The sequence below is a fragment of the Arthrobacter sp. LAPM80 genome (assembly GCF_046736435.1).
Lineage (GTDB): Bacteria > Actinomycetota > Actinomycetes > Actinomycetales > Micrococcaceae > Specibacter.
Window position 1 is genome coordinate 236729 of the sequence record NZ_JBCHVD010000002.1, and the last position, 18449, is coordinate 255177.

Genomic DNA, 18449 nt, shown 5'->3' on the forward strand with positions numbered 1-18449 from the left:
GCCGCAGCCACGGCGCATTGTGTAATGCGACGCCGTCAATGCCGCCCGGGCGCGCCGACATGGTTAGAGTTTGAACTGTGCGCAATTACTCGCTGGAAACAGAACCGACTGAGCTGGTGGGCCCCTGGCTCGAACCGTTGTTGGAAGAGGTCATCGAATTCCGCCGTGACCTTCACGCCCACCCGGAACTGTCCTTCCAGGAGTTCCGCACCACAGGCAGGATCTACGACAAGCTCGTGGAGGCTGGCCTTTCCCCGCGCCGACTGGAGGGTACCGGCGTCATTGTCGATGTTGGCGAGGGCCCCATTGCAACGGCGTTGCGCGGGGACATCGACGCCCTCCCCATCCTCGAGGAGACAGGACTGCCCTTCGCCTCTCGCAACCACGGGGTGACCCACGGCTGCGGCCACGATTTCCACACAGCCTCCATGCTCGGCATCGCCCTGGTGCTGGCTAAGATGCACCAGGACACCCCGCTGGGCGGCCGCGTGCGGATCATTTTTCAGCCTGCCGAGGAGACCATGCCCGGCGGCGCACTGTCCTGCATCGACCAGGGCGCGCTCGACGGCGTCCCGCGCATCCTTGCCCTGCACTGCGACCCCCGCATCGAGGTGGGCAAGATCGGCACCCGCATCGGGCCGATCACGAGCGCTTCGGACACCATCAAGATTGAACTTTCAGGCCGTGGGGGCCACACCTCGCGCCCGCACCTGACAGAGGACCTTGTGTTCGCGCTGGCCCAAATCGCCATTAACGTCCCTGCCGTGCTGTCCCGGCGCGTGGATGTCCGCAGCGGCGTTTCGGTGGTGTGGGGCCAGATCAACGCCGGTTCGGCACCCAACGCGATCCCGGGCCACGGCGTCATGAGCGGCACCATGCGCTGCCTTGACCGCGAGGCCTGGCACGCGGCAGGGGAACTGCTCGACGACGTGGTGCAGCAAGTTGCCGCGCCCTATGGTGTTGATGTGCACCTGGAGCACACCCGCGGCGTTCCGCCCGTGGTCAACTCCGAACACGAAACAGCCGTGATCGAGGCCGCAGCCCGCGCCGAACTGGGCGAGGACACCGTGGTGCTCGCGCCGCAGTCCATGGGCGGGGAGGATTTTGCCTGGTTCCTGCAGGGCGTCCCCGGTTCTCTCATGCGTCTTGGCACCCACGCCCCCGGCGGTGAGGAGTACGACCTCCACCGTGGCGACTACATTGTCGACGAGCGCGCCCTGTCCGTGGGCATCCGCGTGCTGTGCGCCGCGGCACTGCGCACCTTGCGCGTGGCGCCGGAAGGGGATGCCCGGCAGTAAGGCACACCGCCCATGGGTCCGGCCAGGGAGCGGGGCCTGGGCGGCTCCCCGCGGCACCCGGTGCACCTTTTAGGTAACGGTTCCTCAACGATGACCCCTGCGTGCCCCCGTTAGCTACCCGCTGGTAGTTCGGGCACACTAGGGTGATTAGCAGCACCGCAATGTTGGGGTGCGCCAAGGTATTCGGGTTCGCCTGAGCAGTCGGAGCAACAACGCTCCTCTAACTGCCCAGGCAGGCCCGAGTTTGTGTTTGGCGCCCTTCTGCCACTGCAGCCAAATACCTTATGGAGGAACCTTGAAAAGTTTGTTTCTGAATACCGTCAGGCGCGGAGCCATTGTCGGAACCGTTTCCGCCAGCGCCCTTGCGCTGCTCCTGTCAGGCTGCGGAGCCGCTCCGCCAGCCGCTGGCGGTTCAGGCACCGGATCGGCGAACCCGGCCGCTGCCAACTACCTGAACTGCATCGTCTCGGACTCCGGCGGATTCGACGACCAGTCCTTCAACCAGTCCTCCTATGAGGGCCTCGTGAAGGCCACGAAGGACCTGGGCACCAAGATGAAGGAAGCCCAGTCAACGAGCACCTCGGACTTTGTGCCGAACCTGAGCCAGATGGCCAGCGCAGGCTGCAACCTCACCATCACCGTGGGCTTCCTGCTGGCCGAGGCCACCGCTTCGGCGGCCAAGGCCAACCCGGACCTGCACTACGCCATCATCGATGACAACAGCATCAAGGCACCCAACGTCAAGCCTGTTGTCTACGACACAGCCCAGGCCGCGTTCCTCGCCGGCTACGCTGCAGCGGCGGTATCCAAGACCGGCAAGGTTGGCACCTTTGGTGGCATCAACATCCCCACCGTCACGATCTTCATGGACGGCTTCGCCGACGGCGTGGCGTACTACAACGAAAAGCAGGGCAAGAAGGTGCAGCTCCTGGGCTGGAACGCCGCAACCCAGCAGGGGTCCTTCGCCAACACCTTTGAAATCATCCAGGAAGGCACCAAGATCACCAACAACTTGATCTCGGAAGGCGCCGACGTCATCATGCCCGTAGCCGGCCCGCTCGGCAAGGGTGCAGGCGATGCCATTCTGGCTGCCAACAAGGGAGGCAAGGACGTCAAGCTCGTGTGGGTCGACTCCGATGGATTCCTCAGCGCACCCACCTACAAGTCAATCCTGCTGACCTCGGTCATCAAGACCATGGGCGAGGCCGTGGAGACCATCGTCAAGGACGACCTCAATGGCAAGTTTGATCCGGCACCGTACATCGGCACCCTTGACAACGCCGGCGTGGCACTGGCCCCGTTCCATGACCTGGACAGTTCCGTCAGTGCCGACACCAAGAGCCAGCTCGATGCCATCAAGAAGGGCATCATCGACGGTTCCATCAAGGTCGAATCCAAGGCCAGCCCGAAGTAGTCCCACCCTGTGCCGGGACGCAGGCAGGAAATCTGCCCGCGTCCTGGCACTGGCGTGCAATATCTCGGCTTGAACCTGAAACACCGGCAAAGCCAGCAACTCGCAGACGACTTTAACAGACAGGTCCAACGTTGAAACTAGAACTTCGGGGCATCACCAAAAGCTTTGGTGCCCTGGTGGCCAACGACCACATCGACCTGGTGGTGGAATCCGGTGAGATTCACAGCCTGCTCGGTGAAAATGGGGCCGGAAAATCCACCCTCATGAATGTCCTGTACGGCCTTTACGAGCCAACCTCCGGGGAGATCCTCGTTGATGATAAGCCCGTGAAGTTCTCCGGCCCGGCTGATGCCATGGCCGCAGGCATCGGCATGGTGCACCAGCACTTCATGCTTGTCCCGGTCTTCACAGTGGCCGAGAACGTGGCCCTCGGCGCCGAATCCACAACGTTCGGTGGAATCCTGAACCTCGAGGACACTCGGCGGAAAATCCGCGAAATTTCCGCCAAGTTCGGTTTTGACGTGGACCCTGACGCGCTCGTTCAGGACCTCCCCGTTGGCGTGCAGCAGCGGGTGGAAATCATCAAGGCCCTGGTCCGCAACTCAAAGATCCTCATCCTTGACGAGCCCACCGCCGTGCTCACTCCCCAGGAAACCGATGAACTCATGGACATCATGGGGCAGCTGCGTGACGGCGGAACCTCGATCGTGTTTATCTCGCACAAGCTGCGCGAGGTCAAGGCAATCTCGGACACCATCACGGTGATCCGCCGCGGCAAGGTGGTCGGTTCGGCGCCGCCGTCGACCCCCACCACGGAACTGGCCGCCATGATGGTTGGCCGCGCCGTGAACCTGACCCTTGACAAGGCCGACGCCGAACCTGGCGAGGTGACCTTCAAGGTCTCGAACCTGACAGTCATGAACGACGCCGGGCACCGCCTTCTTGACAACGTCACCTTGGAAGTTGCCAAGGGTGAGATCCTCGCCGTCGCCGGCGTGCAGGGCAACGGCCAGACGGAGCTCACCGAGGCTGTGCTTGGCCTGCACAAGCACGTGCTGGGCTCCATCACCCTGGAAGGGAAGGAACTGGTCGGGCGGAGCGTGCGCCAGATCCTTGATTCCGGCGTCGGGTTTGTGCCCGAGGACAGGCAGGATGACGGTCTGGTGGGGGAGTTCTCCATCGCCGAAAACCTTATCCTCGACCTGTACAAGAAGACACCCTTCTCACGCCGGGGAACCCTGAACCGGGCTGTCATCGCCAAGAACGCGGTTGGAAAGGTCGATGAATACGACGTCAGGGCGCAATCGGAGCAGGACGCGGCTGACACGCTCTCCGGTGGAAACCAGCAAAAGGTGGTGATGGCTCGCGAGCTCTCCCGCCCGCTGAAACTTTTCATTGCCTCACAGCCAACCCGCGGCGTCGATGTGGGTTCCATTGAGTTCCTGCACAAGCGCATCGTGGCCGAACGCGACGCCGGCACGCCCGTCGTCATTGTTTCCACTGAACTTGACGAAGTCCTTGAACTTGCCGATCGCATCGCCGTCCTCTTTGCCGGGCGGCTCATGGGGATCGTGCCCGGAAAATCCAGCCGCGCACTGCTTGGCCTGATGATGGCCGGGCTGGGCGCAGAAGAAGCACAGGAACAAATGAAATCACTGGACACCGGGAATTCCGGCGGTCAACCAGGCGAATCCGAAGGAGGCCGGCCATGAGCGTGGACGTGAACGGGCCGGCCGGCAAGCCGGCAGGAACACCTGAAACCCCTCCGAAGGAAAACAACGGCACCCAGCTGGTGCGCGAGATCATGAGCGGGAACGCGGTGATCTCCTTACTGGCAGTGGTGGTTGCCCTCGTCATTGGCGGCATCCTCATTGCCGTCACCGACGTCCGGGTGACGACCGCGTTTGGGTACTTCTTCAGCGATCCCGGGGCCACATTCCGGGCCATCTGGGCTGCAGTTTCCGACGCGTACGGCGCCCTGTGGCGCGGTGCCACGTACGATCCCGGCGCCCGCACCTGGCAGGGCCGGCTTGGCATCTTTGAAACACTGACGTTCGCCACGCCACTGATCCTTTCGGGCCTTGCCGTGACACTGGCCTTCAGGGTTGGCCTGTTCAACATTGGCGCCCAGGGCCAGATCATCCTTGGTGCCACGTTTGCCGGCGTTGTGGGGTTCATGATGGAACTGCCCCCGGGCATCCATCTGCTCGCCGTTGTTCTGGCAGGCGCCATCGGCGGTGCGCTGTGGGGCGGCATCGCCGGTTTCCTGAAGGCCAAGACAGGCGCACATGAGGTGATCGTGACGATCATGCTCAACTACATCGCCATATCCCTTGTCTTGTACCTGCTCAAGAACCAGCTGCAGGATCCCTCCAGCAGCAACCCGATCAGCCCGTCCATGCACCCGACGGCGATGTTCCCGCTGTTGCTGGGCCCCAACTACCGCGTGCACGCAGGCCTGATTCTTGCCGTGCTGGCCGTGGTCGTGGTGGCCTGGATCCTGAACCGCTCCACGCTTGGCTTTGAATACCGGGCCATCGGCGCCAACCCCCGCGCGGCCCGCACGGCAGGGATGGTCGTCTCCCGCGGGTACATCAGCGTCATGCTCATTTCCGGCGCACTTGCCGGCTTGGCGGGAGTGACCCAACTGGCCGGGACGGAGAAGACCCTTGACTCCAACATCGCCGGAAGCATTGGCTTTGACGCCATCACCGTTGCCCTGCTGGGCCGCTCCAAACCCTGGGGCACGTTCTTCGCAGCACTCTTGTTTGGTGCCTTCAAGGCAGGCGGCACATCCATGGCCATCAACGCCGACGTCTCCATTGACATCGTCGCCGTTGTGCAGTCGCTGATTGTGCTGTTCATTGCCGCCCCTCCCCTCATCCGGTCCATGTTCCGGATCAGGGAAGTCCGCCGTGAAGGAGTTCGAGCATGAGCATCACCGCCAAGGGCGCACCGTCAAAGGTGGCCGACGCCGTCGCAGTCCGCAGTTGGAAAATGCCGATCCTGCTGGGAGCCCTGGCTCTTTTCACCGTCGTGGTCTTCATTGTGCTTGGCCCCAGCGGCACAGCAACCTTCAGGATTTCCCAGGACGGCGACGCCTGGCGGATCCCCAACCTTGTGCTTCCCGCCAAGGCCATGGGCGTCATCGTATCTGTGCTCTGCCTGGCACTGGCCTACATGGCCTACAGCCAAACAAAGGCCACCGGCAAGGCCGCCAAATGGGTTGTCATGACATTCACAGTGGTGTTTGTGGTGGGCCTGATGGTGTGGATCATCGGTGGAACCACCTCGCAAAACATCACCCTTGTGGGCCTGTTTACTGGCGCCATGCTCATTACGACGCCGTTGGTGTTCGGCTCCATGTCCGGTGTCCTCTCCGAACGCGCAGGCGTGGTGAACATTGCCATTGAGGGCCAGCTGCTGGCCGGTGCTTTTACCGCCGCCCTTGTCTCCTCCCTGACCCACAACGCCTTCGCCGGACTGTTTGCAGCCGCCGTGGCCGGTGTGCTGGTTTCGGTGCTGCTAGCCGTATTCAGCATCAAGTATGTGGTGAACCAGATCATCGTCGGCGTGGTGCTGAACGTGCTGGTGTCGGGCCTGACCGGCTTCCTGTTTGAAAAGATCATGAAGACCAAGGTGGACGGGGTGACCATCTACAACCAGCCGGCGCACCTGCCCAACCTGCCCATCCCGTTGCTGTCCGAGATCCCGATCATCGGGCCAACCCTGTTCAGGCAGTCGCTCATCGGCTACTTCATGCTGGTCCTGGTGGTGGCGCTCTGGTACGGGCTGTTCCGCACCCGCTGGGGACTGCGCGTGCGGGCCGTGGGCGAGCACCCCAAGGCAGCGGACACCGTGGGCATCAACGTCAACCGCACCCGCGTGCTGAACGTTCTGGCGGGCGGGGCGGTGGCCGGAATCGGCGGCGCCTACTTCACGCTCGTAGCCGTGAGCAGTTTCAGCAAGGACATGACGGGCGGGTTGGGCTTCATCGCCCTGGCGGCGCTGATCTTTGGCCGGTGGAATCCGATCGGTGCGGCCCTTGCCGCCTTGTTGTTTGGCGTGGCCGGCAACCTGCAAAGCATCCTGTCCCTCGCCGGAACCCCCATCGACGGCCAGTTCCTTGCCATGCTGCCGTACGCGCTGACCATCCTTGCCGTGTCAGGTTTCGTGGGCAAGGCCATGGCCCCCGCCGCCGACGGCGAACCGTACATCAAGGAGTGAGCATGTCCGAGGTCGTTTGGGAACCGCTGCGCGAAGCCGCCACCGCGGCGCTAGCCAGCGCCTACGTGCCGTATTCGAAGTTCCCCGTGGGGGCTGCCGCGAGGCTGGCTGACGGCAGCATCGTCACGGGCTGCAATGTTGAAAACGCCAGCTACGGGCTGACCCTGTGCGCCGAGTGCACCATGATTGGTGCCGCCCGCATGAACGGCGGCGGGCTCATCACCCACTTCTATTGCGTGGACGGCACCGGCGGCATCCTCATGCCGTGCGGGCGCTGCCGGCAGATCCTGTTTGAGTTCAGCACGGCGGAGACGCTGCTGATGACCTCATCCGGGGCGAAAACGATGGACGAGGTCCTCCCGGACGCCTTTGGGCCGCGGGACCTTGACCGGATTGCAGCAGGCACAGACGACAGGACGGACGCACCATGAACAACCAAGCGTATTCAGGCCCGGCGTATGACGCGGTTGACATCATCCGCACCAAGCGGGACAGGGGTGTGCTCAGCGCAGACCAGATTGCCTGGACCATCGACGCCTACACCCGCGGCACCATTGCGGATGAACAAATGGCGGCGCTGAACATGGCCATCCTGCTCAACGGCATGAACCGGGCGGAGATTGCCCAATGGACGGCGGCCATGATCGACTCGGGGGAGCGGATGGACTTCTCCGGCCTGCGCACGCCCTCCGGGGCGTCAATGCCCACTACCGACAAGCACTCAACCGGCGGGGTGGGGGACAAGATCACCCTCCCGCTGGCGCCACTTGTCGCCGTGTTTGGTGCAGCCGTGCCACAGCTTTCCGGCAGGGGGTTGGGGCATACAGGCGGCACACTTGACAAGCTCGAGGCCATCCCGGGTTGGCGCGCAAACCTCAGCAATGAGGAGATGATGCGCCAGTTGTCCCAGGTCGGCGCCGTGATCTGCGCTGCGGGTGCGGGCCTGGCCCCGGCCGACAAGAAGCTGTACGCCCTGCGCGATGTCACGGGGACGGTGGAAGCCATACCGCTGATCGCCTCCTCCATCATGAGCAAGAAGATTGCCGAAGGGACAGGGGCGCTCGTGCTCGATGTGAAGGTTGGCTCCGGCGCGTTCATGAAGAGCGTGGAGATGGCGCGGGAACTGGCCGAGACCATGGTGGCACTTGGCAAGGACGCGGGTGTGAATACCGTGGCCCTGCTCACTGACATGTCAACGCCGCTTGGCCTGACGGCCGGAAACGCCATCGAGGTCCAGGAGTCCGTGGAGGTCCTGGCCGGCGGCGGTCCGGAAGACGTAATCGAACTGACAGTGACGTTGGCGCAGGAAATGCTTGCCGCGGCAGGCATCCGCGACGCCGACCCTGCCGCTGCGCTGAAGGACGGGCGGGCCATGGACGTGTGGCGCCGGATGATTTCGGCCCAGGGCGGGGACCCGGACGCGGCGCTGCCCGTGGCCCGTGAGTCCGAAACCATCCTCGCACCGGCCGACGGCGTGCTTGTAGGTCTGGATGCCATGGCCGTGGGTGTCGCTGCCTGGCGCCTCGGGGCTGGGCGGGCGCGCAAGGAGGACATCGTCCAGGCGGGAGCCGGTGTGCGCATGCATGCCAAGCCTGGCGCGCTGGTGCGGGCAGGCGAGCCGCTCATGACGCTGCTGACCGACACCCCGGAGAAGTTCGAGCGGGCCAGGGAAGCGCTCGCGGGCGCCGTGACCATCGCGCCGGAAGGCTCACGCCCGGCAACGAAGCTCATTATTGACCGTATCGCCTGAGACGCAACGCCGGATTACCCGCCCAAAGCAGCACGGCGGGAGGGAACGCCACCCCGAAGTTCCCTGAATGTTTCGCCCAGGCCGGCTGAAAGCTTCCAGTCAAGAGTCGGGACGAAAAAGCGCGTTATTGCGCGGTGTTCCGAACGCCGGAGCCGTCGGTTGGGTCGAGTCTGTGGATATCCTTCCCAAGATGGATGCCTGGGGCTCCGTGACGTGGGAAACTTAGTGAGTCAACGACCACAGGAGAGGACCCGGCAGCTGTGGACATTTTGCACGTTGTCGGTCAAATCAATAATTTGATCGAACATTCTGCAGCCCAATGGTGGATCATTCCATTGGTCAGCCTCTTTTGCCTGATCGACGGCTTCTTCCTTTTCCTCCCCAGCGAGACGGCGATCGTGGCCCTGGCCGCTATCTCCGCCCGGACCGGGGATCCGAATATTTGGCTCCTGATCATCGGTGCCACCCTTGGTGCAATGATCGGCGACAACATCGCCTACTTCATGGGCAGGACGCTTGGCACCACCCGGTTCAAATGGATGCGCAGGCCGCGCGGGGCCAAGGCCTTTGCCTGGGCGGGCCGGGAACTGGAAAAACGCGGGGCCATCCTGATCTTCACCGCCCGCTACATTCCCGTGGGCAGAATCGCCGTGAACTTCACCGCCGGCGCCACACACTTCCCGTGGCGCCGCTTCGTAGTCCTTGACGGCATCGCCGTGGTGACCTGGGCCGGTTATTCGGTGGCTGTGGGCACCTTTGCCGGCCGCTGGGTCCACCACAACCCCCTGCTGGGTATTGGAATTGCCATCGCCTTCGCCATAGTCATCGGGTTCCTCGTTGACCACGCCATGAAATTCCTGCACAACTACCTGGAAAAACGTGGGAAGGTTGCGCCCCGGGCGGAGCCGGGCCTGGCCGCTGCAACGTTGGCCGCACAGGTTCGCGCCCATGCCCGGGCCGAACAAGAGGCCAAATTTGCCGCGGCCGTCGCGGCAGGCTCCATGGTGGGTCCGCTGGCCGAGGCAGGCAGTCACGATGCCGGAGGTGATGCCGGAGGTGATGCCGGGGGTGATCCGACCGGAGCGGTCCCCGCGTCACGGCAGGGCACGACGTCGGACACCCCCGCCGAAGGCACCCCTGGTGCCAAGACGTCCCCCAAGACGGCGGGCCGCCTTCCGGGCAGTATCCGCAGTTGAGAATAGTGCCGCACGGGAACCAACTACGCCCATAGCGCACCCGGCACCCCTTGACTGGCGCGGGCGGGCCCCGGCTCCCTAGAGTGTTGCTTGTGACTAACCCAACTTCAGAGCACGAAGGCACGTCCATCCCCGTGGTGGACCTCAAATCGTTGCCAAAGGTATCCCTGCACGACCACTTGGACGGCGGCTTGCGTCCGGAGACCATTATCGAGTTGGCGGGCGAAGCAGGACATTCACTGCCCGCCACCGACCCCGAGGAACTGCGCCAATGGTTCCTTGACTCGGCTGATTCCGGCTCGCTCGAACGCTACCTCCAGACTTTTGAGCACACCATCGCCGTCATGCAGACCCACGACTCCCTCGTCCGCGTGGCCCGCGAATTCGTCGAGGACCTTGCCGATGACGGAGTTGTCTACGGCGAAGTCCGCTGGGCACCCGAGCAGCACCTCAAGGGCGGGCTGAGCCTCGACGAGGTGGTCGAAGCCGTCCAGGAAGGCCTTGAGGAAGGCATGGACGCCGTCGACGAAGCCGGCGGCTACATCGAGGTTGGCCAGATCGTCACCGCGATGCGCCATGCGGATCGCGGCGCCGAGATCGCCCAGTTGGCCGTGCGCCACCGCGACAACGGCGTCGTCGGCTTCGACATCGCCGGGGCCGAGGAAGGCTTCCTGCCCTCACGCTTCACCGAGGCCTTCACCTACCTGGCCGAAAACAATTTCCCGGCAACGGTGCACGCAGGCGAGGCAGCAGGCCTGGACAGCATCCAGGACGCGCTTGTCCACGGCCGGGCCCTGCGCCTTGGCCACGGCGTGCGCATCGCCGAGGACATCCACCTCGATGTCGAGGAAGTTGACGGGCACGACGTCGGCACCGTCACCCTGGGCGATTTGGCCCAGTGGGTGCGCGACCGCCAGATCCCGCTTGAGCTGTGCCCGTCCTCGAACCTGCAGACAGGCGCCATCGCACCCTTTGGCACCACGATCGGCGAACACCCGATCGACCTGCTGCACCAACTCGGCTTCAATGTCACCGTCAACACCGACAACCGCCTCATGAGCGGTGTCACCCTGACGGGTGAATTCGGCCTGCTGGTGGAAACTTTCGGCTACGGACTGGACACCGTGCTTGAAATGACGCTGAACGCCGTGCACGCATCGTTCCTGCCGCTTGAATCACGCGAGCAGCTGGCGGATTACATCATCGAACACTTCGAGGATGCCATGGATGCCATCGATGGCTTCAAGGACTCCGAGGGTTTTGAGACGTTTGACGAGGACGATCTCGAGCTTGACGACTGACACACCGCACGAAAACGACAGGCCGGCCATTTCAACCTCGGTGGAGACCACCGAGGTTGAAATGGCCCGCCTTGTCGGCGTGGTCGCGGCCCTGCGCGAACACTGCCCGTGGACCGCGGCCCTGACCCACGACTCGCTCACAACATATTTGCTGGAGGAGTCCTACGAATTCATTGAGGCTATCGAGGGCGGGCACACCCGGGAGGTGGCCAACGAGCTTGGCGACATCCTCCTGCAGGTGGTGCTCCACGCACGCCTCGCCCAGGAGCAGGGCGGGTTCGACCTGGCAGAAGTTGCCCGCGGGATCAGCAGCAAGATGATCCGCCGCAGCCCCCACGTGTTCCACTCCGACGGCACGCTCCGGGACAGTTTCCCTGCGACCATTGCCGAGATCGAGGAGACTTGGGAGCGCGTCAAGGCCGCAGAGCGTGCCGCCGCCGATGCCGCCGGTGATGCCACCGGCACCGTCCGCCCCGTTCCCGGGGACAATCCCTTCGCCGGCATTCCGGGCACCTTGCCCGCCCTCGCCATGGCCCAAAAAACCGTGGAAAGGGCCGCCAGGGCAGGCCTTGACCTGCCAGTTTCAACCGGCGGCCCGCCCGGCCACAGCCACACGGAAGCGGAACTGGGAAAGGTGCTGTTAGACGTGGTCCTTGACGCGCAAAAGCGCGGGCTCAACGCAGAACGTGCACTGCGCGCGGCCGTGCGGGAATTTCAGGGACGCACGGATCGCTGAGCCCGGTATCGGTTCAAGACGCTAGGCTGTTCCTACGGGTTCAACGAGAAAATGAGGGGCGGCACCGATGGCTCCAGCACATCGTGCGTGCATCCTTGGGGACAGCACGCCTGAAAAGGGGTCACCTCTATCTTTGAGGACTTCTTGCTGTGGAAAAAGCGCAGGGTCCTGTGTGAACTGTGCCGCGACCTCTACTCCGAGGCGGATGTGTACCTCTGGGAGAGCAAGCGGGCCGGCCGCTCGGGCCGTGACGGAAATTTGCCGGGTACGCTGATCTGCACCGAGTTCCTGTGCTCCGCCAACGTCAGCAAGGATCCGGCCGCCAATGAGATCCAGCCGGACCCGGCCGTCGTCCTAGAACGCCCGCTCCAGGGGCTGCGTGAGCGAACCTGAAAGTTCGTGGCCCGGGTCATGGGCTAAGGGGTCCGTTAGTTCGCCTGACGGCCAGTGAGTTAGGGACAATAAAGGACCCATGAAGGGAGCGGGTTCCAGTGGTGGATCCTGCCCCCTTCATGGGTTGACTGGCCAAGGTGGTGTGTCGGCCGGCGAGCAGCTTGTAAATTGCGCGGCGGGCGGTGTCGAGGGCCTCTGCGGCACTGTTGATTTGCTCCTCGGTGTCTGCCCTGGCAATCTGCTGGACGGCGCCACCGAGCTTGCCCATGCCCAGCCGAAACTAGATTCCCGCGCCTGGACGTCTTTCGTAACGAGGGCTTCAGTGGAAATCACGGCGCCATGGCCGATGCGTACCCCTGGCATGATCGTTGCGTTCGCGCCGATCCAGACATCGTTGCCGATTACCGTGTCACCGCGCGAGGGTAAATTTGTGACCAGATCACGATATTCGCCCCAAGCGCCTCCCATGATGAACGTCGTTCCGGTGGCAATGGCGCAGAACTCCCCAACCTCAATCAGTGGGCTCTGAATAAGCGGTTTAAGGAAAACCACTCGGTCCTGCCCTGCGATTGGATGGATTTGCATGGGGTCAGGAGCGCCGTCGGAAGACATCCTTTAGCTGAGCCCCAGGTCTGGATCTAGCCATCTGGGAGCCGAAACGATTCAACTTTGACACTTAGCATCGGAACCATCCCGCGAGCAGTAACAGGAATCCAGTCACGATGGGCGATTAGAACGGTTTGGTGGGCAGGTATTTTCCGTCGAGGGTGATCACTGCGCGTGAACCGCCATCGGGGTCTTCGACCTTTTTGATATCCAGTTTGAAGTTGATGGCACTGATGATGCCATCACCGAATTGTTCGTGGACCAGAGCCTTCAGAGTTGAGCCGTAGACCTGCAGCATTTCGTAGAACCGGTAAATAGTCGGGTCGGTGGGGATGCCGCCGGGGATGCTGCCGCGCAGCGGAATGGTCTGCAGCAGCATGACGGCGTCCTCGCCCAGTCCGAGCCGTTCAGCGACGACTTCCGCAGCGGTTTCAGGCAGTGGATGTTGCCCCAGCAAGGCGGCGGTGACGAAGGCAAGACTCAGGCCTGTTCCGTCGGTTAGTTCCTGCCAGGAGAGGTTCTTGCGCATCTTGGCATCGATGATGGCGGCGGTCAGTTCTTCGCGTGGAGCCTGGGTGTTCTGGGAATGAATCATGATGGTTTCCTTTTTTCGGTGGTATCAGATGGTTGGTTTAGGCGGCGAGAGTGGTTGTGACCGGCGTGGCGCAGACTTGCGGGTTCTCTGCCAAGGGGACAAAACGGCCGGTGGTGCCATCAAGGGTGTCGATGGAGCCGGTCTCGATGTCGTAGACCCAGCCGTGGAGGTTTAGCCGGCCTTGATCCAGCGCCAGGGCGACACAGGGATGGGTTTTGATGTTGGTCAGCTGGGCCATGACGTTCCCGCGGACCATAGCCTCAAGGCGCCCTTGAGCCGATACATGGGTGCGGGCGGCGTTGACGGCCTTGGCGGCGTCGGCATGCGCCAGCCAGCTGGCCACGGCTGGCAAGTGGTCCAGGTTCGTGTCGGTCGAGATTGCGGTCATCGCTCCGCAGTCGGAGTGGCCGCAGAGGATGACGTCTGTGACGCCTAGGACTGCCACCGCGTACTCGACGGTCGCGGACACACCCCCGGGCTCCGGGCCGTACGCCGGCACAATATTGCCGGCGTTGCGGATCACGAACAGGTCACCGGGCTCCTGCTGGGTCAGCAACTCAGGCACGATCCGACTGTCCGAGCAGCCAATGAACAGGGCCTTGGGGTTTTGCGCGGTGGCCAGTTCCTTGAAGAGCCCCGATCGCTTGGGGAAGGCCTCCTGTTGGAATTTCAGGAAGCCGTCGATGATGTCTTGCATGTGAGTCTCCTGTGATGTTTTCGGGGATATCTCAAGGATGACGGAAATTAACTATAGTGTCCAATACCTAGATACAATGAATTCAATAGTTAATTCCTATAGTTGGAGAATCGCGATGCTACGCCACATTCGTTACCTGACCGCGGTCGCGGAACACCAAAACTTCACCCGCGCAGCCGAGGCCCTCCATATCTCCCAGCCGACCCTCTCGCAACAGATCAAGCAACTGGAAAAATCGCTGGATGTCCAACTCTTGGACAGATCGGGCAGGACGGTGCGGCTGACCGACGCCGGTGAAACCTACCTGAGGTATGCCCGCCGCGCACTGCGGGAGCTCGACGCCGGAACGCGGGCGATCCATGACGTGCAGGATCTGAGCCGCGGATCACTCCGGCTGGCGATGACGCCCACCTTTACCGCCTACATAATCGGTCCGCTGGTGGAACGCTTCAGTACCCGGTATCCGGGCATTACCTTGAGCGTGCAGGAGATGACACAGGACCGCATCGAGGCGGCGCTGGCCGAGGATACCCTGGATGTTGGTATCGCTTTCGTCGAGGCGCATTCATCCGAAGTCCACGCCCAGGCACTATTCGTGGAAACCCTCAACCTGGTCGTCGGCAGCAACCACCCCCGCGCCGCGGCGCAGGTACCGATGGGACTTCAGGAGTTGGAACAAGAAAGGCTTGTGCTCCTCAGCAGCGACTTTGCTACCCGGCGCCACATCAACAGGCATTTCCATGACCACGGCATCGCCCCCCACATCGCGATTGAAGCCGACTCCATCAGCGCCATCGTCGAAATCATCCGCCGGGGCCAACTCGCCACCGTGCTGCCCGAAGCCATTGCCCGCGAACAACTTGGGCTCCATCCAGTTGAGCTCACCCCGGCTATTCCCCACCGCACAGCAGCTCTCCTGCGAAGGAAAGGCTCCTACATGAGCGCGGCCAGCCAAGCGTTCACCGAGCTGGCATCGGCGTGGAGCTAGTCCCCTGATGCGCCTGCGGCCACCACGGCCAGCCGTAAAAGACCCGCACAACGCCATCCGTGCGTCGTGCACGAAACCTGTCGTGTTGGAAACCATCGCCGCAACCCGGTGGGGCGGAAGCGTGGCCTTGGACTCGTCATTCCTGACGGCTTGCAAAATTAGACGTAGCGGTATCAGCAGCGGTGCTTCTCTGAGCCGTAACTACCGCGGTCATTCCCCGCATAGGCAACGGTGAGTGGGACCTCTGGTCCCAGGGCTAGCATGTGCCGTTCGGAATGCTCGAGCTGGTTTGCGGTTCCTGCTACATTCGTGGTTACAAAGGTGATCGTTCTATGAGGGATTTATATGTCGGAATCACAGGTACTCATGCCAAACACGCTTGAAATTGTGGCGGCATTGGGGTGGATTGCTTCAACAATTCTGTTTGTGTGGGCTCTTATAAGTCTGAGCCGACACGGCAAGGAACTATCGACCAACACAACGGCCCTATGGGCGATAGGGATTATTGTTTTCCCGTTTGTTGGAGCCATCGCATGGTTGATTACTGGCTGCAGATCAGCTCGACGGGACTACGCGGCGGTGACGTTTCCGGACTCCGAAGGTGAAACGGTTTCCCGCTAGGGCTGCTGCACCCTCGCGTCAGGGTGTCCCGCATCGACGCAGCCGAAGTCCCGCAAGAGGGGCCGCCACGGGACGAACATGGCTATGACCACCCGTAACACCCCTCCGGTGATCGGACCTTGTACGGGAAGGCGGACCGTATTCGGGGCCAGCTGGGACCCATTGCATTGCTTTGAGAAGCGTAGTCTGAGCCACTGCCAGATCCCGTTGGAGTTCCGTTGATTTGGTAGCCAGGCCTGGAAAGGCGTGCGCCGATTGATTCGTGCGTCTGCAGGCCGTAAGGCGGTTGAATCAGTGTCGGCAGGCGGTGTGCAGCGCCACAATGCCGCTATGAGCGTAGTAATGAGTGCCCCGTCACGGCGTCGGATAGGATTGAGGCGACAGCGTGGTCGACCTTTAAACTACAAAGCTGACTATCAAGGAGCAACACGTGGCACTTATTGAAGCCATTCATGCACGCGAAATTTTGGATTCCCGTGGAAACCCGACCGTTGAGGTCGAAGTTCTCCTCAGCGATGGAGCAATGGGCCGCGCCGGCGTCCCCTCCGGCGCATCCACCGGTGCCTTCGAGGCAGCTGAACTCCGTGACGGCGACAAGAGCCGTTACCAGGGCAAGGGTGTCCTGCAGGCAGTCGAGGCTGTCCTGGAAGTCATCGCCCCCGAAATCGAGGGTGTTGACGCAACTGACCAGCGCCTGATCGACTCCATGATGTTGGAGCTCGACGGCACCCCGAACAAGGCCAAGCTTGGCGCCAACGCCATCCTCGGCGTTTCCCTCGCCGTGGCAAGCGCCGCAGCCGAGTCCGCAGGCCTGCCGCTGTACCGCTACCTGGGTGGCCCGAACGCCCACGTACTGCCGGTTCCGCTGATGAACATCCTCAACGGTGGCTCACACGCAGACTCCGACGTCGACATCCAGGAATTCATGGTTGTGCCGCTTGGCGCCTCCACGTTCTCCGAAGGCCTGCGCTGGGGCGTTGAGGTCTACCACAACCTCAAGGCAGTCCTGCAGGAAAAGGGCCTCTCCACCGGCCTGGGCGACGAGGGCGGCTTCGCCCCGAACCTGCCCTCCAACCGTGCAGCCCTGGACCTGATCCTTGAAGCCATCACCCGCGCCGGCTACACGCCCGGCAAGGATGTTGCACTGGCCCTGGATGTCGCCTCCTCCGAATTCTTCAAGGACGGCGCCTACCAGTTCGAGGGCAAGGCACTCTCCGCTGCCGAGATGAGCGCCTACTACGCAGAGCTCGTTGCCGACTACCCGCTCGTTTCGATCGAGGATCCCCTGGATGAAGACGACTGGGAAGGCTGGAAGACCCTGACCGACGCCATCGGCGATAAGGTTCAGATTGTTGGCGATGACCTGTTCGTCACCAACCCCGAGCGCCTGGCCCGCGGTGTTGAAAGCCAGACCGCCAACTCGCTGCTGGTGAAGGTCAACCAGATCGGTTCACTGACCGAGACCCTGGACGCCGTCTCCATGGCCCAGCGTGCCGGTTACACCACCATCACCTCGCACCGCTCAGGCGAGACCGAGGACACCACCATTGCCGACATCTGCGTTGCTACCAACGCAGGCCAGATCAAGACCGGTGCCCCGGCCCGTTCCGAGCGCGTTGCCAAGTACAACCAGCTCCTGCGCATCGAAGAGGAACTCGACGACGCCGCACGCTACGCCGGCCGCAGCGCGTTCCCGCGTTTCAAGGGCTAAATAGCAGCAAGGGCCGCGGCGGCTGGCTAAGGTGGAACACACACCTTGGTTGGCCGTCGCGGCCTTGATCGTTTCCGGCCATGTTTTTTCGGAAGCAGGCACCCGCGAACCAACCGCGAACGCAACACTTGATCTGCAGCAGCACCCAAGGAGAAGCATGGCCACGCGACGGCCCTCAGTGCCCAAAGCACAGTTCCCCACCGGAATTGGCAGTGCGCCGGGAAAACCGGCACCCAAACCCGCCGTTGAAAGCGCGACGCCGGGTCCCGGCCACAATGCCACCCCCGCCGAGGGCGGGGGTTCCCCGAGCGCCGAGAAGTCAGGTTCAGCCAAGGCGGCAAGAGCAAAGTCAGGCAAGGGAAAGGCCGCCGGACGGGAACGCCAGCTCGCTTCCGGACCCAACCGCCGCAGCCACCAGGACGGGGTGGTCCACGCAGCCGCCGACAGGCCTGTGCCCGCCCGTTCCTTCTCCGGACGTCTCCTGGTCCTGGGTCTAGTCATGGGTGTTGTCACGTTGTTGCTGGCCCCTAACGTGCACACGTTCTTGGAGCAGCGGGCCGAGATCACCGCCCTGCGTAATGACATCGTCGCGAAGGAAGCCCAACAGAGTGCGAACCAGGCCGAGCTAGCCCGCTGGGACGACCCGGCCTACATCAAGCAGCAGGCACGCGACAGGGTGAGCATGCTCATGCCGGGTGAGACGGGCTACTGGGTCTACGGTTCAAACGGCGTGATGGCCATTGATGGCGCCGCTGCAGCCGGCAAGCAGGCAACTGCCAAGAGCGCCACCGAAATCACCGTCGTTCCGTGGGTTGACAGCCTCTGGTCGGCGGTCCAGGAATCCGCCAAGGTCAAGGCGCCCGCACCGGCCCCGGCAGGCTAAAATAATTGGTTGAACACCCCGAAAATGTTTCAT

At 62.8% G+C, this 18449-nt stretch carries 17 protein-coding genes and 2 pseudogenes; 15 read left to right on the forward strand and 4 right to left on the reverse strand.

The annotated features are described in order from the left end of the window. Window positions 1-77: 77 nt before the first annotated feature. From AAGW05_RS03425 to AAGW05_RS03475, 11 genes and pseudogenes are all read left to right on the forward strand, one after another. Window positions 78-1298, forward strand: coding sequence for an amidohydrolase (locus AAGW05_RS03425; protein ID WP_411803065.1), 1221 nt, complete (start codon window positions 78-80; stop codon window positions 1296-1298). A 295-nt stretch (window positions 1299-1593) separates the two neighbouring features. Next, complete coding sequence (locus AAGW05_RS03430; protein WP_411803067.1) at window positions 1594-2712, forward strand: BMP family lipoprotein; 1119 nt, start codon at window positions 1594-1596, stop codon at window positions 2710-2712. Between the two features lie 131 nt (window positions 2713-2843). After that, window positions 2844-4424 carry an ABC transporter ATP-binding protein gene (locus AAGW05_RS03435; protein ID WP_411803068.1) on the forward strand — a complete coding sequence of 527 codons (1581 nt, stop codon included), beginning with the start codon at window positions 2844-2846 and terminating at the stop codon, window positions 4422-4424. Beyond that, window positions 4421-5647, forward strand: coding sequence for an ABC transporter permease (locus AAGW05_RS03440; RefSeq protein ID WP_411803069.1), 1227 nt, complete (start codon window positions 4421-4423; stop codon window positions 5645-5647). Before AAGW05_RS03435 ends, AAGW05_RS03440 begins: the two co-directional genes overlap by 4 nt. After that, a complete protein-coding gene (locus tag AAGW05_RS03445) occupies window positions 5644-6939 on the forward strand; it encodes an ABC transporter permease (protein ID WP_411803070.1) in 1296 nt (431 codons plus the stop codon). Before AAGW05_RS03440 ends, AAGW05_RS03445 begins: the two co-directional genes overlap by 4 nt. A 2-nt stretch (window positions 6940-6941) precedes the next feature. Then, on the forward strand, window positions 6942-7370 hold the full coding sequence (locus tag AAGW05_RS03450) for a cytidine deaminase (protein WP_411803071.1): 429 nt from the start codon (window positions 6942-6944) through the stop codon (window positions 7368-7370). Beyond that, window positions 7367-8689 (forward strand): thymidine phosphorylase, encoded by a 1323-nt coding sequence (locus AAGW05_RS03455; protein ID WP_411803072.1) that lies wholly within the window; start codon window positions 7367-7369, stop codon window positions 8687-8689. Before AAGW05_RS03450 ends, AAGW05_RS03455 begins: the two co-directional genes overlap by 4 nt. A gap of 260 nt (window positions 8690-8949) precedes the next feature. Then, window positions 8950-9885 (forward strand): DedA family protein, encoded by a 936-nt coding sequence (locus AAGW05_RS03460; RefSeq protein ID WP_411803073.1) that lies wholly within the window; start codon window positions 8950-8952, stop codon window positions 9883-9885. Window positions 9886-9977: 92 nt separating this feature from the next. Next, entirely contained in the window at window positions 9978-11186 is a 1209-nt protein-coding gene (locus tag AAGW05_RS03465; RefSeq protein ID WP_411803074.1) for an adenosine deaminase, read from the forward strand. Next, complete coding sequence (locus AAGW05_RS03470; protein WP_411803075.1) at window positions 11176-11922, forward strand: MazG nucleotide pyrophosphohydrolase domain-containing protein; 747 nt, start codon at window positions 11176-11178, stop codon at window positions 11920-11922. Before AAGW05_RS03465 ends, AAGW05_RS03470 begins: the two co-directional genes overlap by 11 nt. A 153-nt stretch (window positions 11923-12075) precedes the next feature. Beyond that, window positions 12076-12315, forward strand: a pseudogene (locus tag AAGW05_RS03475) (FBP domain-containing protein); the annotation flags it as partial. Window positions 12316-12331: 16 nt separating this feature from the next. Here AAGW05_RS03475 and AAGW05_RS03480 read toward each other — a convergent pair. The 4 genes and pseudogenes from AAGW05_RS03480 to AAGW05_RS03495 all read right to left on the reverse strand — a co-directional run bounded on the left by AAGW05_RS03480 (window position 12332) and on the right by AAGW05_RS03495 (window position 14213). Then, on the reverse strand, window positions 12332-12583 hold the full coding sequence (locus tag AAGW05_RS03480; RefSeq protein ID WP_411803206.1) for a hypothetical protein: 252 nt from the start codon (window positions 12581-12583) through the stop codon (window positions 12332-12334). A 26-nt stretch (window positions 12584-12609) separates the two neighbouring features. Then, a pseudogene (locus tag AAGW05_RS03485) lies at window positions 12610-12732 on the reverse strand (DapH/DapD/GlmU-related protein); the annotation flags it as partial. Window positions 12733-13045: 313 nt separating this feature from the next. Next, entirely contained in the window at window positions 13046-13516 is a 471-nt protein-coding gene (cynS, locus tag AAGW05_RS03490; RefSeq protein WP_411803076.1) for a cyanase, read from the reverse strand. A 37-nt stretch (window positions 13517-13553) separates the two neighbouring features. Further along, window positions 13554-14213, reverse strand: a complete 660-nt coding sequence (locus AAGW05_RS03495; protein WP_411803077.1) for a carbonic anhydrase — start codon at window positions 14211-14213, stop codon at window positions 13554-13556. 37 nt (window positions 14214-14250) lie between these two features. On the opposite strand from AAGW05_RS03495, the gene cynR reads away from it, so the two are divergent. The 4 genes from cynR (at window position 14251) to AAGW05_RS03515 (ending at window position 18416) form a co-directional block, all read left to right on the forward strand. Further along, window positions 14251-15201 carry a transcriptional regulator CynR gene (cynR, locus tag AAGW05_RS03500; RefSeq protein ID WP_411803078.1) on the forward strand — a complete coding sequence of 317 codons (951 nt, stop codon included), beginning with the start codon at window positions 14251-14253 and terminating at the stop codon, window positions 15199-15201. Window positions 15202-15567: 366 nt separating this feature from the next. Next, window positions 15568-15822, forward strand: a complete 255-nt coding sequence (locus AAGW05_RS03505) for a PLD nuclease N-terminal domain-containing protein (protein WP_411803195.1) — start codon at window positions 15568-15570, stop codon at window positions 15820-15822. Between the two features lie 430 nt (window positions 15823-16252). After that, window positions 16253-17533 carry a phosphopyruvate hydratase gene (gene eno, locus AAGW05_RS03510; protein WP_411803079.1) on the forward strand — a complete coding sequence of 427 codons (1281 nt, stop codon included), beginning with the start codon at window positions 16253-16255 and terminating at the stop codon, window positions 17531-17533. 157 nt (window positions 17534-17690) lie between these two features. Then, window positions 17691-18416, forward strand: a complete 726-nt coding sequence (locus AAGW05_RS03515) for an FtsB family cell division protein (protein WP_411803080.1) — start codon at window positions 17691-17693, stop codon at window positions 18414-18416. The last annotated feature ends 33 nt before the right edge of the window (window positions 18417-18449 follow it).